We start from the raw sequence: 19,622 nt of genomic DNA, 5'->3' as shown, positions 1-19,622 counted from the left end.
GGAAGCCGACCGGCGGCGAGCGCGCTGCCGGCACTCCCGGCCGGTCGCGAGAGGGCATAGCGTGGAGGCATGCCGAAAGCCGTCTGGAACGACCTGATCGTCGCGGAGAGCGACGACACGGTGGTGGTCGAGGGCAACCACTACTTCCCCCGCACCGCGTTGCGCGAGGACCTGATCCGGGACTCGGCCACGCACACGTTCTGCCCGTGGAAGGGCACCGCGTCGTACTACACGCTCGAACACGCGGGCCGGACCAGCCCGGACGCCGTCTGGTACTACCCGGACCCGAAGCCCGAGGCGGAGCTGGTCCGCGACCGGGTGGCGTTCTGGAAGGACGTCCGGGTCGTCGCCTGAATCACGGTCCCCTCGCGGCGGCTGGCCATCGGCGGTGGCTGTGGGTCAGGATGCCCCCATGTCCGAGCCACGCACCGACCCGCCCGGCACCGTCTACGGCACCACCCGTGGGTTCCGTCTGCGCCTGCCGCAGGACCCGCTGATGCGGATCGCGCTGGGCGTCGCCGTGTTCGGCGTACTCCTCGGGGTGTTCTTCGCCAGCGGCGTGCTCCGCGTCGGCGGCGGCGACCAGCCGGCGGCGGCCGGGACGAGCGTGGCGAGCGAGTCGAGCACGGCCGAGCCCAGCTCGGAGGCGACGCCCACCACCGAGGCGACGCCCAGCTCGGAGGCGACGCCCACCACCGAGGCGACGCCGACGACCGCGCCCCCGGCCGCGCCCCCCGCGGGTGGCCCCGCGGTCCTCCGTGGGGTGCCGTCCGGACGCTGCGTCGGGGTGGCCGGCGACAATCCCGACGGCGCGCGGGCGGTGCTGGCCGACTGCACCGGCGGCCCGGAGCAGCAGTGGGTGGCCACCCCGGTCGACGGCGACGCGTTCACCCTGACCAACGCGGCCAACGGCAAGTGCCTGGACGTCTACGGGCAGAGCGCCGACGACGGCATGGCCGTGCAGCAGTGGTCCTGCCACGGGCAGCCCAACCAGCAGTGGCGGCTCGCCCCGGCCGGCACCGGCCCGGTGCTGCTGGTCGCCGTGCACAGCGGCAAGTGCGCGCAGGTCGCCGGCGCCGGCACCGACCCCGGCGCCCCACTCGAACAGGCACCCTGCACCGGCGCACCCGAACAGCAGTGGGCGCTCGGCTGACCCGCCAACCCCGGCCCGCCGGGCGGGCGGCTCAGCCCCGGTAGCTCCAGGCCCGGCGGCCGACCGCGACGGGCAGCGCGACCGGCGGCTCGCCGTCGCGGCGGCGCAGCAGCAACAGGGAGAGCCCGGCGGCGCCGATCGACAACACGCCCGCCGCGTACCAGGCCAGGGTGTACTCGCCGAGCTGATCGCGGACCAGCCCGGCGCCGGTCGCCGCCACCGCCGCCCCGACCTGGTGGGCGGCGAACACCCAGCCGAACACCACCGCACCGGACGCACCGAAGTGCTCCCGGCACAGGGCCACGGTCGGCGGCACGGTGGCCACCCAGTCCAGGCCGTAGAAGACGATGAAGACCAGCATGCTGGGCCCGGTGGTGCCGGCGAAGAGGCTGGGCAGCACCAGCAGTGACGCGCCGCGCAGCGCGTAGTAGGCGCCGAGCAGCAGCCGGCTGTCCATCCGGTCGGTGAGCCAGCCGGAGGCCACCGTACCGACGATGTCGAAGACGCCGACCAGGGCGAGCAGCCCCGCGGCGGTGGTCTCCGGCATGCCGTGGTCGTGGGCGGCCGGCACGAAGTGGGTGCCGACCAGACCGTTGGTGGTCGCGCCACAGATCGCGAAGCCACCGGCGAGCAGCCAGAACGGCCGGGTCCGCGCGGCGGCGGTGAGCGCGCCGACCGCCCGGGCCGCCGCCCCGCCCGCCGCCGGCGCCGGGGGCGCCACCTCGGTCGCGCCGTAGGCCGGCAGACCGAGATCCGCCGGGTGCTCGCGCAGCAGCCAGACCACCAGGGGTACGACCGCCAGCGCGGCCCCGGCAACGACCAGCGCCGCCATCCGCCAGCCGTGGTCGCGCACCAGCACGGCGAGCAGCGGAAGGAAGACGAGCTGGCCGGCCGCCCCGCCCGCGGTGAGCACGCCGGTGACCAGGCCCCGGCGGCGGACGAACCAGCGCCCGGTCACGGTCGCCACGAACGCGAGGGCCATCGAGCCGGTGCCCAGCCCGACCAGGACGCCCCAGCAGAGGATCAGCTGCCAGCTCGCGGTCATCGCGACGGTCAGCCCGCTGCCGAGGGCGACCAGCACCAGCGCGCCGGCCACCACCCGGCGGATGCCGAACCGGTCCATCAGCGCGGCGGCGAACGGTGCGGTCAGCCCGTAGAGCATCAGGTTGACCGAGACGGCGGCGGAGATGGTCGCGAGCGGCCAGCCGAACTCGGCGTGCAGGGGGTGCAGCAGGACGCTGGGCGTGGCGCGGAAACCGGCGGCGCCGACCAGCGCGACGAAGGCGACGGCGGCGACGATCCAGGCCGGGTGGAGACGGTGTCGAGTCACCCACCGAGTCTCGGAGGCGGCGTGCGGCACGACGAGTGGCCGGAAAGCCATCGTACGCAATAATCGGGCCATGGCTGTCGTCCCGCACCGGATCGCGGTCCTCGCCACCGACCACGTGGTCGGTCTCGACCTCGGCACCCCGTCCCAGGTCTTCGGCACCGCCCGCACCGAGGACCTCACGCCGCTGTACGCCGTCGACGTGTGCACCCCGGGCCGGCGGCCGGTACGCAGCACCGCCGGCTTCCAGGTGCTGCCCGAGCACGGCCTGGAGCTGACCCGCACCGCCGACACCGTGATCGTCCCCGGCATCCACGACGGCCCACCGATGGTCGACGGAACCGTGGACCCCGCCGTCACGGCCGCGCTGCGGGCCGCCCACGAGCGGGGCGCCCGGATCATGTCGATCTGCACCGGCGCCTTCGTACTGGCCGCCGCCGGCCTGCTCGACGGCCGCCGAGCCACCACCCACTGGGCGTTCGCGAACCTGTTCCGGCGGCTGCATCCCGGCGTCGAACTGGACCCGGACGTGCTCTTCATCGACGACGGCGTGCTCACCTCGGCCGGGGTGGCCGCCGGCATCGACCTCTGCCTGCACGTCATCCGCACCGACCACGGCAGCGCGGTCGCCAACCGGTCCGCCCGGCGCTGCGTCATGCCACCCTGGCGGGACGGCGGCCAGGCCCAGTACATCGAACGCCCGGTCCCCCGCGCGACCGGCACCGGCACCGCGGCCACCCGGGAGTGGGCCCGGCAGCGGCTGCACGAGCCGGTCGCCCTGCGCGACCTGGCCGCGCACGCCCGGATGAGCGTACGCACCTTCACCCGGCACTTCCGCTCCGAGACCGGGCTCAGCCCGGCGCAGTGGCTGCTCCAGCAGCGCACCGATCACGCCCGGCTGCTGCTGGAGACCACCGACCTGACCATCGACCAGGTCGCCCGCCACGCCGGCTTCGGCACCGCCGCCGCCCTGCGGCAGCACTTCCACCACCGGGTCGGCGTCGCCCCCACCGCCTACCGCCACACCTTCCGCCGCCCCGCTGAGCCGCCGCCCGGCGCCGGGCCGTCAGGCGAGGTGGGGCTGTCGGCGCAGGGCGCGCAGTTGGGCCAGGTGCATCGGCAGGTGGACGCGGGTGTGCAGGTCCAGGGCCCGGCCCCAGGGCAGTGACTCGTCCACGTCCAGGTCGAAGCCCTCCCGCAGCACGGTGTCGACCGGGGTCTCCGCGGCCGGGCCGAGCCGTTCGGCGAGCAAGCACAGCTTCTGGCTGGTGGCGCGCAGCAGCGCGGCCAGCCCGTCCAGCCCGCCGCACTCGGAGACCAGCGCGTCGAGCTGCGGCCGGTGGATGGTCTCCAGGTCGTAGTACGCGAACGGCGAACCGGCCAGCACCGCCTCCGTCGCCTCGCTCATCAACTCGTCGTTGGCCGCCAGGTGCGCGACGATCTGCTCGGCGCTCAGCTCGCCGTCCCCGGGCGGGCCGAACCCGCCCGCGTCCACCTCCGCGAGCACCGCCTCGTACGCCCGCCGCAACTCCCCGGCGTCCACGCCGTCCATGACCCGCATCCAACCCCGCTCCCGGGCGGCGACGCCCCGGCTACCGCACCCGGTTCACCCGGACGAGGACCGGCAGGGCAGGAGGCCGTGAATCGTTTGCGACATCAGGTCGAGAGCGCGCGAAGGAAGGCACCACGGCGGCGGGGAGCGGTCACCCGGCCAGCGCCGCCTCGACCGGGTGACCGCACGCCCAGTCCCGGATCACGCCCGGGCGACCGGCCCCGGCCAGGGCCGCCGGCAGCTCGCGCAGGCCCCGCGGCGGCGCAGGTGGTACGCCAGGGTGGCGGCGCCGAGCGCCGGCCCCCACAGCGGCCAGAGCAGCATCGGGGCGTTGGCCGAGCTGAACCCGCCCGCCATCTGCCAGAAATCGGAGTTGGCCAGCTCGCCGAGGCTGCCGGCGGTCACCGCGATCGCCACCAGAGTGCCGGGAACGACGGCGAGCAGCGGCGGCACCCGCCGGCCGCCCAGCCGGGGCAGCCAGCGCGGGAAGACCTCGCCCCAGCGCCGCACCAGCCCGATGGTGAGCACCGCCCCGACCGTGGCGAACGCGCCGAGGCCGGCGCCGGCCCAGACCAGTCCGTTGTCGTGCATCTCGGTGAGGAACTCCCGGGAGAGGCCGAGGGGGATGCCCAGCACCCAGGCGAACCGGGTGGCCGCGTACACGAGCGGGATGGCGGCGGCCGACCACGCCGCCCAGCGTCCCCAACGGGCGGCGGCCGCCGGAGTGGTCCAGCCCGCCTCGTCGCCGTCCCGGCCACACGCCACGCAGGACCCCGCGGTACGCCGCTGCCAGGCCAGCACGGCGGCGGCGAGCAGCACCCCGGCGACGAGCCCGGAGAACTTCGCGGCCAGCGTCCAGTTGAAGATCTCCGCGTAGTCGACGGGCGGCCAGCCGAACGGCGCGCCGATGATCAGCATGGGCAGGTAGGCCAGGATCATCAGCACCCGCACGTCCGGCACTACCACGGCCAGCAGGACCGCCACCGCCCAGCCGTACGCCAGCAGCAGACCGCGCAGCGGCCGGGACGGGCGGGCGGTGCCCACCATGGCGAGGGCGGCCACCGCGGCGCCGAGCAGCACCACGGCGAAGACCGGCGGGCCGTACCGGACCGGCAGCAGCCGCAGCAGGCTCGCCTCGCCGTACGCGTCGTTGGCCCCGAGCGGATAGCCGTGACCGGTGAGCGTGCCGACCATGGCGAGTACGCCCCACAGACCGAGCCAGCCGGCGGCCAGCGGGGCGGCCCGGCCCGGCCGGGTTGTCGATGTCGTCGTCATGACTCCACCCTCGACCGGACCGGCCCACCACCCCTCCCGCGCCGGGATGGACCGCCTCCCCCGCTGGGGTGACCGCCTCAGCCCGTCGGCACCACGAAACCCGACTCGTACGCGGCGATCACCGCCTGCGTCCGGTCCCGGACGCCCAGCTTGGCCAGCACGTTGCCAACGTGCGTCTTCACCGTCTCCACCCCGAGCACGAGCCGCTCGGCGATCTCGGTGTTGGACAGTCCGGCGGTCATCAGGCGCAGCACCTCGGCCTCCCGGTCGGTGAGCCGCGCCGCGCGCAGCCCGTCCCCGCCCCGGCCCCCGTACGCCCCGACGAGCTGGCGGATCGCCGCCGGGAAGAGCAGCGACTCGCCGGCCGCCACCACCCGGATCGCCTCGACCACGTCGGTGGGGCGGGCCCGCTTGAGCAGGAAGCCACTGGCTCCGGCCCGGAGCGCGTCGTAGACGTACTCGTCATTGGCGAACGTGGTGACGACCAGGACCCGGGGCGGGTCCGCGGAGGTGGCGAGCAGCCGCCGGGTGGCCTGGATGCCGTCGATGGCCGGCATCCGCACGTCCATCAGCACCACCCGGGGGCGCAGCTTCGCCACCAGCGGCGGCACCTCCGCGCCGTCCGCCGCCTCGCCGACCACCCGCAGGTCGGGCTGGGCGTCGATGATCGCCCGCAGCCCGACCCGGATCAGCTCGTCGTCGTCGACGATCAGCACGTCGATGGTCACCCGCTCTCCCCCCTGGGCACCGGCAGCGAGGCCCGTACCCGCCAGCGGTCGCCGGCCGGGCCGGCGTCGAGCCGGCCGCCGAGCAGCAGCACCCGCTCCCGCATGCCGTCCAGGCCGCGCCCGCCGCCGCGCGGCCCGGTCCCACCCCGCAGCCCGTTGACCAGCTCGATCTCCAATGCTTCCCCGGGTACGTCGACCCGCACGGTCACCCGGCCACGGCCGTGCCGGGCCGCGTTGGTCAGCCCCTCCTGCACGATCCGGTACCCCTCCCGGGACACCGCCGCGGGCAGCTCCCCGACCGCCCCGCTGACCTGCGCGTCCACCTCCAGTCCGGCGGCGCGGGTGTCGGCCACCAGCCGATCGAGCTGGCCGAGCGTACGCTGTGGCGCGATGGGTGCCGGCTCCCCGGCGGTCTCCCGGAGCAGCCCGAGCACGTGGTCCAGATCGTCCATCGCGTGTCGGCTGGTCTCCTCGATGGCCCGCAGCGCCCCCCGGGTGAACTCCGGGTCGACGTCGAGCAGCTCCCGGGCGGCGCCGGCCTGGAGGGTGGCCACGGTCAGCGCGTGCCCGACCGAGTCGTGCAGTTCCCGGGCCAGCTGGTTCCGCTGGGCCAGCCGGGCGGCCCGGGCCTCCAGGGCGGCGATCCGCTCGCCCTGCGAGGGGCCGAGCAGCACCGGGGCCATCGACGCGGCGAGCGCGCCGAGACCGGCCACCGCGTACCCGAGCCCGACCAGGATCGCCACCCCGGCCAGCGTCGCGCCGACCGGATTGTCGATGATGAGCGGGCCGAAGCCGTCATCCGTGGTCGCGCCGGTGTCGAGCCCGAGCTGGGCGGCGAGGAACACCAGCGCTATCGGGAACGCACTGAGCGCCGCGAAGAGCACCAGTCCGCCGCTGACCAGGTGCAGGGCGATCCAGAGCGCGGCGCGCAGTCGGGTCTCCCGGTCGATCCGGTGGCCCACCGCCGGTTCCGGCAGGTCGACCGCGAGCAGCGCCCGGGCGGCGGCGATCTCCAACGCACGGCTCCCGGCGAGGAACACCGGCACCGCCGCGATCATCATGCCCACCAGCAGCAGCCCGAACCCCAGCGGACGGGGCACCCGCTCGTTGCCGAGCAGTTGGACGAAGGCCGCCGCGAGCAGCGCGTACGGCAACGCGAGCACCCCGCCGAGCAGCAGAAACACGCCGCGCCGCCAGGTGCTTCCCCGCACCAGCGGCGCCAGCACCCCACGTACCGTCACCCGCCCATTGTTCCGCCCCGTCCACCCCCGCCGGCTCCCCCACAGTGGGGAGATCAGCGGTGATCAGCCACGTACCGGGACGGGTCCTTGTCGAGGAACGGCAGGTTGCGCCCGTTCTTGTGCTCGCCGTAGAACTTCAGCCAGCGCGCCCCCAGCTCGGCGCGCAGCTCGACGTCGGCGTGCCGGCGGAAGTCCGGCAGCGCCTCGTCCTCCTCCTCGGTCAGGTGCTCGCTGTTCTCCCGGCGGGCCCGCCACACCGCCGCCCACCACCCGTCCGAGCCGACCTCGTGGCGCCTCGACTCGGCGATCGCGTCGCGGATCTTGTTGTGGTCGCCGATGGCGTCCTCGGTCTCCTCCGTGCCGTCGTCGCCGTGCCGCACCAGGTGCGGGTAGAGGATCGCCTCCTCCGCCTCCGCGTGGATGTTCAGGTGCAGGGCGAGCGCCTCCCAGATGGCCAGCATCTCGGCCGGATCGTGGGCGTCGTCGAGCCGGGCGAAGCCCCGCCGGAAGGCGGCGTGGTCGTCGAGGATCAGCGCGGTGATGTCGTCCATGGCCGGATCACCTCCGGGTCCGGGCGCGGACCAGCTTGGGTACGGCGGCCAGCCCGGTGACCGGCCGGAACTGGCTGGCGGCGGTGGCCAGCGCGGCGTACTCGCCGTCGGTCAGGTCGATCTCGGCGGCGGCGGCGTTGCGCTCCACCTGCTCCACGCCGGACGCGCCGGGGATGGCCACCACGTTCGGGTGGCGCAGCAGGTACGCCAGCGCGATCTGGCTGGGGGTGACGTCATGCGCGGCGGCCACCTCACGCAGCGTGGCGATCAGGGCCGCGCCGCGATCCAGGTTCTCCGGCAGGAAGTACGGATTGGCCCGGCGCACCGCCCCACTCGGCGGGTGCTTCGCGTCGTACCGGCCGGAGAGGAACCCCTGCGCGAGCGGGCTGTACGCGATGACGATGCGCCCGGCCCGCTCCGCGTACGGGATCAGGTCCTCCTCGGGGCCGCGGTCGATCATGCTGTAACGGACCTGGTTGCTCAGCACCCGGCGACCCAGCGCCGCCTCGGCCGACTGCCAGCGGCGCAGGCTGTAGTTGCTGACCCCGACCTCGCCGACCAGACCGACGTCCTGCAGGGCGCGCATGCCCCGCATGGTGGTGGTGTCGGCGACCACCGGGTTGGGCTGGTGCACCTGGTAGAGGTCGATGCTGGTGACGCCGAGCCGGGCGGCGGAGGCGACCGCGCGCTGGTGCACCACCGGGGCGACCGGCAGCACCGGAAGGATCTTCGTGGCCACCACGACCCTGGCCCGGTCGTCGCCCAGCGCCGCGCCGAGGATGCGCTCACTGCGGCCGAAGCCGTACACCTCGGCGGTGTCGAAGAGGGTGACGCCCAGGTCGATCGCCCGCCGGACGATGTCCACCGCCCGGCGCTCGTAGTCGGAGCCGTAACCCCACTCCTTCGACCCGAACTGCCAGGTACCAAGGCCGATCTTGGAGATGGGTTTGGGAGTGCCGAGCCGCACGACGCGCATGGCCTCGAAGCTACCCGTCGTGACGGCCGGGCACGCCCGTTCCGGCGTCCCCGCCGGCACCTCCGTCTCGCCGTCCACCGGCCGGACCCTGCCCCGCCTCCACGACGACCTCGCATCGGCCCGGACTAGGGTCGGGGGCCGTGACCTACCTCGCCGCTGATGAGCGTTACGACTCGATGACCTACCGGCGCAGCGGGCGGAGCGGCCTGCGCCTGCCCGCCATCTCACTCGGGCTGTGGCACAACTTCGGGCCGGACCGGCCCTACGAGCGGCAGCGGGACATCGTCCGGCGTGCCTTCGACCTCGGGATCACCCACTTCGACCTGGCCAACAACTACGGACCGCCACCCGGCACGGCCGAGGAGAACTTCGGTCGGCTGCTCGCCACCGACCTGAAGCCCTACCGGGACGAGCTGGTCATCTCCAGCAAGGCCGGCTACCTCATGTGGCCCGGCCCGTACGGCGAGTGGGGTTCGCGCAAGTACCTGATCTCGTCACTGGACCAGTCGCTGCGCCGGATGGGGCTCGACTACGTCGACATCTTCTACTCGCACCGGTTCGACCCGGACACTCCGTTGGAGGAGACGATGGGCGCGCTCGACGCCATCGTCCGCTCCGGCAAGGCGCTGTACGTCGGTATCTCCAACTACAACTCCGAGCAGACCGCCCGGGCCGCGGCGATCCTGCGCGACCTGGGTACGCCGCTGCTGATCAACCAGCCGTCGTACTCGATGTTGAACCGCTGGACCGAGACCGACGGGCTGCTGGACACGCTGGAGCAGGTCGGCGCCGGCTGCATCGCGTACAGCCCGCTGGCCCAGGGCCTGCTCACCGACCGTTACCTGAACGGGATCCCGGCGGACTCCCGGGTGCGCACCAGCGTGTTCCTCAACGAGAGCGACCTCGCCGAGGAGCGGATGGCCACGATCCGGGGCCTCGGCGCGATCGCCGAGCGGCGTGGCCAGTCGCTGGCCCAGCTCGCGCTGGCCTGGGCGCTGCGCGACCCGCGGCTGACCAGCCTGATCATCGGGGCGAGCAGCGTGAGCCAGTTGGAGGCGAACGTGGCCGCCCTGGACCACCTCGACTTCACCACCGAGGAACTGGCCGAGATCGACCGCCACCTGGGCTGATCTCTCCTGGTCGGGCCGCGCCGCCTGATTTCGCCGCCAGACGGCAGTGCGGTGCGGTCCGACCACGAAGCGTCCGGGGTCGATCGCTGTCGATCCGGCATCTCCTCCTGCCTCGGCCACGGGGCAGCCGTGGGCGGAACGTGCGCCTAGAGTGACGGCACCCAGTGATCAAGGAGCGCAAAGTGTCCGAAACGTCATCGGCGCCTGATTCTCCCCGGCACCCCCCGGCGTCCGGGCCCCCGGGGCGTGACGTCCCGGCGGACGTCACGCCGTACCTGCTCGTCATGCCCACACTCGACGGAGCGCCGCCCGGGGTGGTGTGGCCCGGCCAGGAAGGCCAGCCCGCCTGGGCGATCCCGGTGGCCGTGCCACCCGGCACCCGCGGCTACGCGGTGTTCGTGCCGCTGCTGCCTGCCGGCGAGGACCAGCCGGTCGCCGTCCCGGGGCAGCCTGTCGGCTCCCGGATCATGGTGCCCACGCCGGGCGTTCCCGCTCAGGCGGCCCCGCCGGCCGTCGAGGGCGCGAGTGGCGCGCCGGCACCGGCCGACACCGACTCCGACCCCGCGCCGGCGTCGAGCGCTACCGGCACCGCACCGGCGTCGAACCCGAGCGCCTCGGCCGAGGCCGTCCCTGCCGCGCCGTCAACCGACGAACGCGCTGCGGACGCCCCACCCGCAGGCCCGGCCCCGGCCGCCACGGCACCCGGCGCCGAGGCAGACGGCGAAACGGCGGACGGCGAGACGGCGGCCAGCACAACCGCGGACGGCGAGACGGCGGACGGCCGGGACGCGGCCGACGAGAACGCAGCCGACGAACCAGCACCCCAGGGCAGCCCGACGGCTGGCACGACGCCGTCTCCGCCCCCCACCATCCCGCCCACCGCCCCGCAGACCACTGCCAGGCCGCCGGCGGCCCCGCCCCCGGGCTATCCGCCGCCGTACGTCGTGACGCAGCCCGTGCTGCACCCCGGAGGCGGCTGGGCGCCCCGCCCGCCGACGCCCCGCACGTCGTTCCTCAGCGCCCGCTGGCCCGGCCCGAAGCAGGGCACCGGACCCGCTGTGCCGCTCGCGGTGCTGGCCGGCGCATTGGGCACCGCGTTCTTCGTACCGCTGAGCCGGGTCGGCATCGGCTGGTTCCTCGGCTGGCTCACCCTGACCCTCGGCGTGCTGCTGGCGGTACGGCGGCGCACCGCCGAACTGCCCCGCACCGAGCGCTTGATCCGCAGCGGCTGGGCGGCTGCGGCCCTGGCCCTGCTCGCCGTCCTCGCCTTCCGTAACGCGTGGTGGCTGGTCACGTTCTGCGTGCTCGGCGCACTGGGCTGCGCGACCCTGGCCATCGTCGGCGGCAGGCTGATCCGCTCGATCCTGTTCGGCCTGGTCGCGACGCCGTTCGCGGCGTTCCGCGGCCTGCCCTGGGTACGCCGGCACATCACCGCCTCCCCCGACGCCGGTATCGTCCGCCGGGTCGCCGGCTCGGTGATCGCCACCGTGCTGGTGCTCGTGGTCTTCGGCCCCCTGCTCGCCTCGGCCGACGCGGCCTTCTCCGAGGCGCTCGCCGCGATCATCCCCGAGATCAGCATCGGCGCCGTGTTCCGCTGGATCTTCCTGGCCGCTGTCGGCGGGCTGATCGCCGTCGCGGCGGTCTACACCCTGGCCGCCCCGCCCGACCTGTCGACCGTGGACAAGCCGAGCAGCCGTCGCCTCGGTCTGCTGGAGTGGGCCCCCGCCATCGGGGCGCTGACGCTGCTCTTCGCCGGCTTCGTCGTGGTGCAGTTCACCGTGCTCTTCGGCGGCGAACAGCACGTCCAGAAGGTCGCCGGACTCAGCTACTCCGAGTACGCCCGCAGCGGCTTCTGGGAGCTGCTCTTCGTCACCCTGCTCACCCTGGCCGTGCTCGGCGGAGTGAGCCGCCTGGCCAGCCGGGAACAGCCGGTGGAGCGTACCGTGCTGCGGATCCTGCTCGGCCTGCTCAGCGCGCTGAGCGTGGTGATCGTGGTGTCGGCGCTGTCCCGAATGTGGACGTACCAGAAGGTGTACAGCTTCACCGGCGAGCGGATCTTCGTGATGGCGTTCGAGCTGCTGCTCGGGGCGATCTTCCTGATGATCCTGGCGGCGGGCGTCCGGTGGCGCGGCGGCTGGATTCCCGGCACGACGGTCGCCCTGGCCGTGGCGATGCTGCTCGGCCTGGCGGTGCTCAATCCCGAGGACTACGCCGCGCGGCGCAACATCCTCCGGTACGAGCAGACCGGCAAGATCGACGCGTGGTATCTGCGGGCCCTCTCCGCGGACGCCACCCCCGCCCTGGCGAAGCTGCCCGATCCGGTACGCCGCTGCACGCTGAGCTGGATCGCCGACGACCTCGACGAGTCCGATCCCTGGTACGCCTGGAACCTGGGCCGGTACCGGGCCCGGCAGGAACTCGACCGGCTCGGCCCGGACGCGATCGGCGGGCCGAAGGACTGCCGCAAGGCCGACCAGTTCGACCTGCCCAAGACCCGAGGCACCCGGTAAACCGCCGCCGTGCCGCGCAGCCCCGACCCGGCCGCGCGGCACGGCGGAACCGACCGGTCCCACGCCCCCCGATCCGCTAATTCACATTGTCACCCATCGATGACTCAATCAACTCAAACGCACCCCATACGGCCCACCCGGTCAGGCTGGGAAGGATTCCGACACGCGGCATTTGCCGGGCCATCTTCGCTGGCCAGAAGGCATCAAAGCGGTCACGACGCATGTGACGGGCGCGATCATCTAGTCACAGACATCAATGCATGGTAGAAATTGCCAAGGCCGGCCTCCGCTTCGCAAATATTCGACCAGGACGCGAATCAGGAGACGCCATGTCAACGACCCGTAGCACCCTGCGCCGCCGCATGCTCACCCTGCTCCTCGCGGGCGTCGCAGCGGTCGTCACCGCCCTCGGCTTCAGCACCCCCGCCTTCGCGATCACCCACGCCAGCGCCACCACCCAGTTGCGCAACGCCGGCATCAGCTGGGTCTCCAGCGGCAACTGCAGCGACCGCAACAACCCGACGTGCACCTCGTTCGAGGGCATCCGACAGTCGACGATCGACGGCATCATCACCTTCAAGCGGGCCAGCGGTTGCGCCATCACCATCACCGGCGGCACCGAGACCGGGCACGCCGGCGGGACGTACAGCCACTGGAACGGCTACAAGCTCGACATCGCCAAGACAACCTGTGTCTACAACTGGATCAACAGCGCGTACACCTACGTGGGCTATATCTCCGGCTGGGGTTACCAGTGGCGAGCGCCGTCGGGCAACCTCTACACCGACGAGGGCAACCACTGGGACATCCTCTACTACACCTGCGGCTGCTGACGCCTGAACCACCGACGCCCTGGTGGGGCCGATCCCCCACCAGGGCGTTCCGCCTGGGCGGGAAGCCGAACCGGACAATCCAGCTAAAAATACATGGAAGGGTGCCTACCTCGGCAGCATCCCGCTATGACCGAGCCGAGCCGGACCGGCGCCTCCGACGCAGGTCCGCACCGGCCGTCACGGTCCGGCGTCGACCCGAAATGGTGGACCCTCACGGCCGTCAGCCTGGGCACCTTCATGCTCCTGATCGACCTGACGATCGTGAACGTCGCACTGCCGGACATCCAGGCGTCGCTGGGCGCCTCCCTCCCCGACATCCAGTGGGTCGTCGACGCCTACGCGCTGACCCTCGCCGCCCTCCTGCTGACCGCGGGATCGCTCGCCGACCTCTACGGCCGCCGCCGCCTCTACGTGGTCGGCCTGGGCGTCTTCACCGGGGCATCAGCGCTGTGCGGCATCGCCCAGTCTCCGCTCATGCTCGAACTGTCCCGTGGCCTCCAGGGCATCGGCGGGGCGATCATGTTCTCCGTCTCGCTGGCTCTGCTGGCCAACGCGTTCCGCGGCGCCGAACGCGGGTTGGCCTTCGGCGTCTGGGGCGCCCTGGCCGGGCTCGCCGCAGCCGTCGGACCCATCATCGGCGGCGTACTGGTCTCGGGCCTGTCCTGGCGATGGATCTTCTTCGTCAACGTGCCCATCGGCGTCATCGCGTTGGCCCTGACCATGCTGCGGGTCGTCGAGTCCCGCGACGAGCAGGCCACGCGCCCGGACTGGCCGGGTTTCGTGCTGTTATCCGGGGCCCTGGCCAGCCTGATCTACGCGCTCATCGAATCCGGGCGCAGCAGCTTCACGGCCGCACCAGTGATCGCCTGCTTCGCCACCGCCGCGGTGCTGCTCATCGCCTTCCTGCTGGTCGAGACCCGAAGTCGGCACCCGATGTTCGACCTACGCCTGTTCCGGGTGCCCACCTTCGTCGGCGGCGACATCGCCGCGTTCGGCCTCTCCTTCAGCATCTTCTCGATGCTGCTCTACGTGGTCCTCTATCTACAGAACGTGCTCGAATACAGCGCGCTGCAGACCGGCCTGCGGCTGCTCGTCCTCTCCGTCGGTGTCCTGGTCGCCAGCGGCGTGGCGGGACGGCTGAGCGCGAAGGTGCCGGTCCGCGCCCTCATCGGTCCCGGGCTCGTCCTGGTCGGCGTCGGGTTGCTGCTCATGCGCGACCTGACCGCGACCTCGTCGTGGACCCACCTGATCCCGGGGCTGATCGTGGCCGGCGTGGGCGTCGGGTTCGTCAACCCACCGCTGGCCTCCACCGCGGTCGGCGTCGTGGAGCCACGACGGTCGGGGATGGCCTCGGGCATCAACCTGACGTTCCGGCAGGTCGGCCTGGCCACCGGCGTCGCGCTGTTAGGCACCCTGTTCGCCAACCGGCTGGCCTCCGTGGTGCAGTCCCGGGCGGCCGGCACCCCGCTCGCCCCGCACAGCGCCGAGATCTCGACAGCACTGCGCAACGGCAACGTGAGCCGGCTCTTCGCGGCCGTCCCACCGCAGGAGCGCGGCCTGCTCATCGAGATCGCGCGCGGCAGCTTCGCAGCGCCCTGGACGAGATCCTGTGGATCGCGGCGATCGTCACCCTCGCCGCCGGGGTCGCGTCCTTCGTCCTGATCCGCGCGAAGGACTTCGTGTCACCTACGCAGGGGTGAGTTCTGGATCAGCTTGTCGGCGCCGCGTTGCTGCCGGCCTGCCCACGTACGGGTCCTGGCTGTTCAGCGCCCGAGGACGTCCACCAGTTGCTGCCCCAGGCCGGTGCAGGCCGCCATGTCCAGGCGGTACGTCACGTAGCGGCCGCGGCGCGCCGAGATCAGCAACCCGGCCGCCTTCAGCACCGCGAGGTGCCTGGACACCTCCGGCGCCGTCACCCGCCAAAAGTCGGCCAGCTCGCCGGTCGTGTGCGGGCCTCGGGCGAGCGTGCGGCAGAAACGCAGCCGCAGCGGGTGCGCAAGCGCGGTCAGCCGAGCATCCAGCTCGTCCACCCGCAACACCGGCCGCGGATCCCAGCCCGGTGCCGGGTACTGCAGCACAGGCAGCCAGCCGGGCGCGTACACGACGGTCAGATGCGGTGCGCCGTACGCGCTCGGGATGAGCGTCATCCCGCCGCCGCGACCGTTTGCGGTCTGGTCCTGCAGCTTGTCGATCGTCAGAACGCCACGGTCGGTGTCGACCCCGATCGCGTGCGAGATCCGGCCGAGGGCGCCGATACCCTCGCGGGCCAGGTCGAAGCGTCGACGGTCGGCTTCCTCGGCGAGCGCTGGGCGGACACGTTTCCAGACCGTGTCGAAGAAGGCGGACTCGCAGGCGAGCAGAAAGCTTCGTACCCGCTCGCGCTCGGCGGCCGGATCGGCGAGCACCCGCTCGGCCCACGCCGCCTGCCGCGGCCCTCTGGCGCGGGCAGCGGCCAGCGCCCGCTGCCGCACGATCGGGTCACGCAGCGGCGACCACGTTCGCGGCGCCGGTGAGACGGCCCGATGGGCGGCGAGCGCCGCAGCGACCCAGCGCTCGTCGTCCAGGCGGTCGACGTCGTCCAGTTCCTCGCGCAGGCTCGGCCGTGGATCGGACGGGAACAGAAAGTCGGCCCGGCCGGAGTGCCAGAGCAGACCAAACTCCTCGAGATTTGGAGCCAGCTCCGCGGGAAGAGCAGCCGCCATCATCGCAACCGCCGCGGCAGTGTCCGGATGATGCTGCGGCTCCGCGAGCACGTGCAGCACCGCGCCGAGCTCCGCGAGCGGCGACGGCGTTATCCGGATCCGATCGGCTGGTACGCCGGCGATGTCGACCGCGGTAACCACAGTACCGATCATGACAGGGGCCCACGCCCGGGCAGACCGATTGACGTCGTTTGTCAATCGACGAGGCATGGATTGACGACGCTGGCCAACCTGGATCCCTCGCACCCGTACGGCCGGACGATCGGAGCCGTGACGACCACCCGTACGACGCTTCGTGAGCTGGCCCGTATCCCGGGCGGCGGCCGCTACGCGCTCAGCGCCACAGTCGAGGCAGCGACCTCCGGGATGCTGCGCCCGTTCATCGTCATCTACGCCGTGCTGATCGGGCTCAGCGCGCGGCAGGCCGGTATGACGCTGGCCATCGGCATGCTGGCCGGCCTCGGCGCCGTCCCACTTGCCGGATGGTGGATCGACCGCGGAGCGCGGCGGGCCCCCGCCGTCGCCGCGCTACTGGTGCGAGCGGTGGGGTCGATACTGCTTGCCTTGGTGCCCGGCATCGCCGGATTCGCGATCGGCGCGGTGCTCATCGGCGTCGGCACGCAGATCGCTCCACCCACCAATTCCGCGCTGGTCGCCGCGCTGGCCGGCCCGGCCCGGCGTACGGCGGCGCTGGCCGCGGGCCGCTCGCTGCGCAACGCCGGCCTGGGCGCCGGCGCCCTGCTCGGCACGGTTCTGGTCGCGGGCGGGCCGGAGGTGCTCCGCTGGCTCGCGCTGGCGACGGCGCTCGGGTGCGCGTTCGGCGCGGCGGTGATCGCCCGGGTGCCGCTGCCCCATCACGATGTTCCGGCCCCCGCCCCGGCTGCGGCAACGAAGGAAGCGCGCGGTGCCGACCTACGCGCCGTTACCATCCTGGCCCTGGCCGGCATTCCGTACGCGTTTTACGCCGACATCCTCGAGATCGCCCTGCCGCTGCTGCTGCTGCAGAGCCTGCACGCGTCCCTGGCGTGGCCCTCGGGCATCTTCGCCGCCAACACCGTCATGGTGATTGCGCTGCAACTGGTCGTCGTGGTGCGCCTTGCGAAGTGGCCGCACCGCACCGTGCTCTTCTGGTCCGGCCTGTTGCTCGCGGCCTCCTACCTCGCCTTCTGGCTCGGCGGGGCGACCGGCGGCGGCCCCGGCACGGTGCTCGTCGCGCTGGTCATCGCGCCTTACACGCTGGGTGAAATTCTCTACACCAGCAGCAGCGTGCCGCTGGTGATCGAGTCAGCGCCACCACATCTGATGGGGCGCGCGCTCGCCCGCTGGCAGCTCAGCTACGGCCTGGCCCGGGCCGTCGATCCCGTCATCATCACCGGCCTGCTCAGCCTGGGCGCGGCGGCGCTGTGGCTGCCGCTGGCCGCCACGACCCTGCTGGGCGCTGCGACGGTGCGCCTGAGCACCCGACGGCATGGTCTGCACCGTTCGCCTGGGCAGTCCATGAGTCACGCCGTGGCAGACGGCGCAAGCCCGGCCGTCGATGCTCACCTGACCAAGAGCGTTCGCGGCGAGCCTGTTACGTCCAGAGCTGTGAAGGTCGGAGGGTAGACCCCTCCCGGCTACCCGCCCTGAGAGCACCAACGCCTGATCCCGGCTCACCCTGATCGTGAAGTCCTCCGCCACCGTGCCGACGCCACCGCCCGGCACGCCACGTCAAACGGACCTGGACACAGGTTCGGACGCTGGCGTGCCGGGCGGCGGTCTGCTCGGCTCGTTCCGGATCGACGACGGCAGAGGGCCGTTTCCGGCCGTAGCTCCTCGGCATTTTGAGAAGGCCGGTGTGGGGCGGTCGCGTGACCGTGATTGTGACCAGAGATCGCAAAAAACCGACATCAGTCGATGACTGATGTCGGTTTACTTGCGTAACCGCAAGTGGAGCCGAGGGGACTCGAACCCCTGACCCCCACACTGCCAGTGTGGTGCGCTACCAGCTGCGCCACGGCCCCTTGCTGTCGTCCCCGGTCGCCCGGGCACGCAGAGAACTATACACACGCCGGCCGGCATGGTCATCTCGCGGGGGTCCCCCCGTCGCCGGATCAGTTCAGCGCCACGTCCGGCGGGAAGTGGGCCACCGCCGCCATCATGCCGCCCTGCCGGCGCAGCACCATCGGCCAGAGGTCGTCCGGCCGGTCGACGAAGGCGTCCCCGGGAAGGGCGTCGAGGACGAACCAGGACCCCTCCTCGATCTCCTGCTCCAACTGCCCGGCACCCCAGCCGGAGTAGCCGGCGAAGACCCGGATCCCGCCGATGGCGTCGCGCAGCCGCTCCGGGTCGACGGAGAGGTCGACGGTGCCCACCGCGCCGGCTACCCGGTGGAAGCCCTTCACCGGCTTGACCGGGTGGCGCATCCGGGCCAGGCAGATGGCCGCGTCGGGTTGCACGGGGCCGCCCTCGAAGAGCACGGCGGGGTCGCGGGCCAGTTCGCTCCAGTCGCCGAGGACGTCCGCGACCGCCACCTCGGTGGCCCGGTTCAGCACCACGCCGAGCGCGCCGCCGGGCTCGTGGGCGACCAGCAGCACGACCGTACGGTCGAAGTTCGGGTCCTTCAACGCCGGAGTCGCCACCAGCAGCCGCCCGGTCATCGACTCCATGGCTCGGCCACCGATCGCCTGTCCCTCACCCTGCATGTCCGACACCCGTCAGCCGTACACCGGTGCGGCGGATTCGACGCCGTCGATCAGCCGCGCTGTCAACGCCATGCCACGCACGATAGCCTGCGGCCGGCTCGCTGGCTAAGGTCTGAGCGGCAGGTGATCGCGACCGGAACGAGGGAGGGCCGGGATGGGTCCCACGGCGGAACTGGCAGTGATCGGCGGGTCGGGGCTGTACGCCCTGCTCGACGGCGCCACCGAGCACGAGCTGGAAACGCCGTACGGGCCACCGTCGGACGCGGTGACGATCGCCGAGGTGGGCGGCCGGCGGGTGGCGTTCCTGCCCCGGCACGGACGCGACCACCGCTACCCGCCGCACCTGATCCCGTACCGGGCGAACCTGTGGGCGCTGCGCTCCCTCGGCGTACGCCAGGTGCTCGCCCCCTGCGCGGTGGGCGGGCTGCGGCCCGAGTTCGGCCCGGGCACGTTCGTGGTGCCGGACCAGCTCATCGACCGCACCAGCGGGCGGGCCCAGACCTACTACGACCGGGGTGCCGTGCACGCCCCGTTCGCCGACCCGTACTGCCCGACGGGGCGGCGGACGCTGCTCGACGCGGCGACCGGGCGCGACGTGCCGGCGGTGGACGGCGGGACGGTGGTGGTGATCGAGGGCCCTCGCTTCTCCACCCGCGCCGAGTCGCGCTGGTTCGCCTCGATCGGCGGCACGGTGGTCAACATGACCGGCCACCCGGAGGCGGTGCTCGCCCGGGAGCTGGCCCTCTGCTACACCTCGATCGCGCTGGTCACCGATCTGGACGCGGGCGTCGAGGCCGGCGACACGGTCACCCAGGAGGAGGTCTTCCGGGTCTTCGCGGAGAACACCGACCGGCTGCGCGGGGTGCTGCTGGACGCGGTGGCCGCGCTGCCGGCCGAGCGGGCCTGCCCGTGCCCGCACGCGCTCGACGGGATCAAGCTGCCCTTCCCGCTGCCCTGACC

At 72.9% G+C, this 19,622-nt stretch carries 18 protein-coding genes and 1 tRNA gene; 9 read left to right on the top strand and 10 right to left on the bottom strand.

What is annotated here, in order from left to right; all coding sequences use genetic code 11:
* The first annotated feature begins 69 nt into the window (after nt 1-69).
* Both GA0070604_RS04740 and GA0070604_RS04735 read left to right on the top strand, forming a co-directional pair.
* The gene (locus GA0070604_RS04740) at nt 70-354 is read left to right on the top strand and encodes a DUF427 domain-containing protein (protein WP_091114763.1); all 285 of its coding nucleotides are present in this window, start codon (nt 70-72) and stop codon (nt 352-354) included.
* Between the two features lie 58 nt (nt 355-412).
* Nucleotides 413-1,153, top strand: a complete 741-nt coding sequence (locus tag GA0070604_RS04735; RefSeq protein ID WP_091114762.1) for an RICIN domain-containing protein — start codon at nt 413-415, stop codon at nt 1,151-1,153.
* Nucleotides 1,154-1,184: 31 nt separating this feature from the next.
* On the opposite strand, the gene GA0070604_RS04730 is transcribed toward GA0070604_RS04735, so the two are convergent.
* On the bottom strand, nt 1,185-2,483 hold the full coding sequence (locus GA0070604_RS04730) for an MFS transporter (RefSeq protein ID WP_091126904.1): 1,299 nt from the start codon (nt 2,481-2,483) through the stop codon (nt 1,185-1,187).
* 70 nt (nt 2,484-2,553) lie between these two features.
* On the opposite strand from GA0070604_RS04730, the gene GA0070604_RS04725 reads away from it, so the two are divergent.
* Nucleotides 2,554-3,648, top strand: coding sequence for a GlxA family transcriptional regulator (locus GA0070604_RS04725; RefSeq protein WP_091114759.1), 1,095 nt, complete (start codon nt 2,554-2,556; stop codon nt 3,646-3,648).
* Here GA0070604_RS04725 and GA0070604_RS04720 read toward each other — a convergent pair.
* The 6 genes from GA0070604_RS04720 to GA0070604_RS04695 form a co-directional block, all read right to left on the bottom strand.
* Nucleotides 3,547-4,041 carry a hypothetical protein gene (locus GA0070604_RS04720; RefSeq protein WP_091114754.1) on the bottom strand — a complete coding sequence of 165 codons (495 nt, stop codon included), beginning with the start codon at nt 4,039-4,041 and terminating at the stop codon, nt 3,547-3,549. The two genes, GA0070604_RS04725 and GA0070604_RS04720, sit on opposite strands and share 102 nt — an antisense overlap.
* A gap of 192 nt (nt 4,042-4,233) precedes the next feature.
* Nucleotides 4,234-5,307, bottom strand: a complete 1,074-nt coding sequence (locus GA0070604_RS04715) for a hypothetical protein (RefSeq protein WP_091114750.1) — start codon at nt 5,305-5,307, stop codon at nt 4,234-4,236.
* Nucleotides 5,308-5,384: 77 nt separating this feature from the next.
* Complete coding sequence (locus tag GA0070604_RS04710; RefSeq protein WP_091114747.1) at nt 5,385-6,035, bottom strand: response regulator; 651 nt, start codon at nt 6,033-6,035, stop codon at nt 5,385-5,387.
* On the bottom strand, nt 6,032-7,276 hold the full coding sequence (locus GA0070604_RS04705) for a sensor histidine kinase (protein ID WP_091114744.1): 1,245 nt from the start codon (nt 7,274-7,276) through the stop codon (nt 6,032-6,034). The genes GA0070604_RS04710 and GA0070604_RS04705 overlap by 4 nt, the downstream gene beginning before the upstream one ends.
* Nucleotides 7,277-7,329: 53 nt before the next feature.
* Nucleotides 7,330-7,827: a hemerythrin domain-containing protein gene (locus GA0070604_RS04700; RefSeq protein WP_091114742.1), complete on the bottom strand. Its 498-nt coding sequence runs from the start codon at nt 7,825-7,827 to the stop codon at nt 7,330-7,332.
* A 7-nt stretch (nt 7,828-7,834) separates the two neighbouring features.
* Nucleotides 7,835-8,803 carry an aldo/keto reductase gene (locus GA0070604_RS04695; RefSeq protein ID WP_091126903.1) on the bottom strand — a complete coding sequence of 323 codons (969 nt, stop codon included), beginning with the start codon at nt 8,801-8,803 and terminating at the stop codon, nt 7,835-7,837.
* 140 nt (nt 8,804-8,943) lie between these two features.
* Here GA0070604_RS04695 and mgrA point away from each other — a divergent pair, with 140 nt between their 5' ends.
* The 4 genes from mgrA (at nt 8,944) to GA0070604_RS04675 (ending at nt 14,938) form a co-directional block, all read left to right on the top strand.
* A complete protein-coding gene (gene mgrA / locus GA0070604_RS04690; protein ID WP_091114739.1) occupies nt 8,944-9,933 on the top strand; it encodes an L-glyceraldehyde 3-phosphate reductase in 990 nt (329 codons plus the stop codon).
* 284 nt (nt 9,934-10,217) lie between these two features.
* Complete coding sequence (locus tag GA0070604_RS04685) at nt 10,218-12,443, top strand: DUF4153 domain-containing protein (RefSeq protein WP_244161742.1); 2,226 nt, start codon at nt 10,218-10,220, stop codon at nt 12,441-12,443.
* A gap of 329 nt (nt 12,444-12,772) precedes the next feature.
* Complete coding sequence (locus tag GA0070604_RS04680; RefSeq protein ID WP_167363396.1) at nt 12,773-13,276, top strand: hypothetical protein; 504 nt, start codon at nt 12,773-12,775, stop codon at nt 13,274-13,276.
* Between the two features lie 126 nt (nt 13,277-13,402).
* Complete coding sequence (locus tag GA0070604_RS04675; RefSeq protein ID WP_208601969.1) at nt 13,403-14,938, top strand: MFS transporter; 1,536 nt, start codon at nt 13,403-13,405, stop codon at nt 14,936-14,938.
* A 101-nt stretch (nt 14,939-15,039) separates the two neighbouring features.
* Here GA0070604_RS04675 and GA0070604_RS04670 read toward each other — a convergent pair whose 3' ends face one another.
* Nucleotides 15,040-16,119, bottom strand: a complete 1,080-nt coding sequence (locus GA0070604_RS04670; protein ID WP_091126902.1) for a DUF5937 family protein — start codon at nt 16,117-16,119, stop codon at nt 15,040-15,042.
* 72 nt (nt 16,120-16,191) lie between these two features.
* On the opposite strand from GA0070604_RS04670, the gene GA0070604_RS04665 reads away from it, so the two are divergent.
* The gene (locus GA0070604_RS04665; RefSeq protein ID WP_167363395.1) at nt 16,192-17,583 is read left to right on the top strand and encodes an MFS transporter; all 1,392 of its coding nucleotides are present in this window, start codon (nt 16,192-16,194) and stop codon (nt 17,581-17,583) included.
* Nucleotides 17,584-17,908: 325 nt separating this feature from the next.
* Here the strand turns inward: GA0070604_RS04665 and GA0070604_RS04660 are convergent.
* Nucleotides 17,909-17,981, bottom strand: a tRNA-Ala gene (locus GA0070604_RS04660).
* A gap of 90 nt (nt 17,982-18,071) precedes the next feature.
* On the bottom strand, nt 18,072-18,662 hold the full coding sequence (locus tag GA0070604_RS04655; RefSeq protein ID WP_091114725.1) for a YqgE/AlgH family protein: 591 nt from the start codon (nt 18,660-18,662) through the stop codon (nt 18,072-18,074).
* Between the two features lie 154 nt (nt 18,663-18,816).
* On the opposite strand from GA0070604_RS04655, the gene GA0070604_RS04650 reads away from it, so the two are divergent.
* The gene (locus GA0070604_RS04650; RefSeq protein ID WP_091114718.1) at nt 18,817-19,620 is read left to right on the top strand and encodes an S-methyl-5'-thioadenosine phosphorylase; all 804 of its coding nucleotides are present in this window, start codon (nt 18,817-18,819) and stop codon (nt 19,618-19,620) included.
* Nucleotides 19,621-19,622 lie beyond the last annotated feature (2 nt).

It is taken from the genome of Micromonospora eburnea (assembly GCF_900090225.1).
In the GTDB taxonomy this organism is placed as follows: Bacteria; Actinomycetota; Actinomycetes; order Mycobacteriales; family Micromonosporaceae; genus Micromonospora; species Micromonospora eburnea.
The sequence above is the reverse complement of the archived record's forward strand: the minus strand, read 5'-3'. Positions and strand labels throughout refer to the sequence as shown.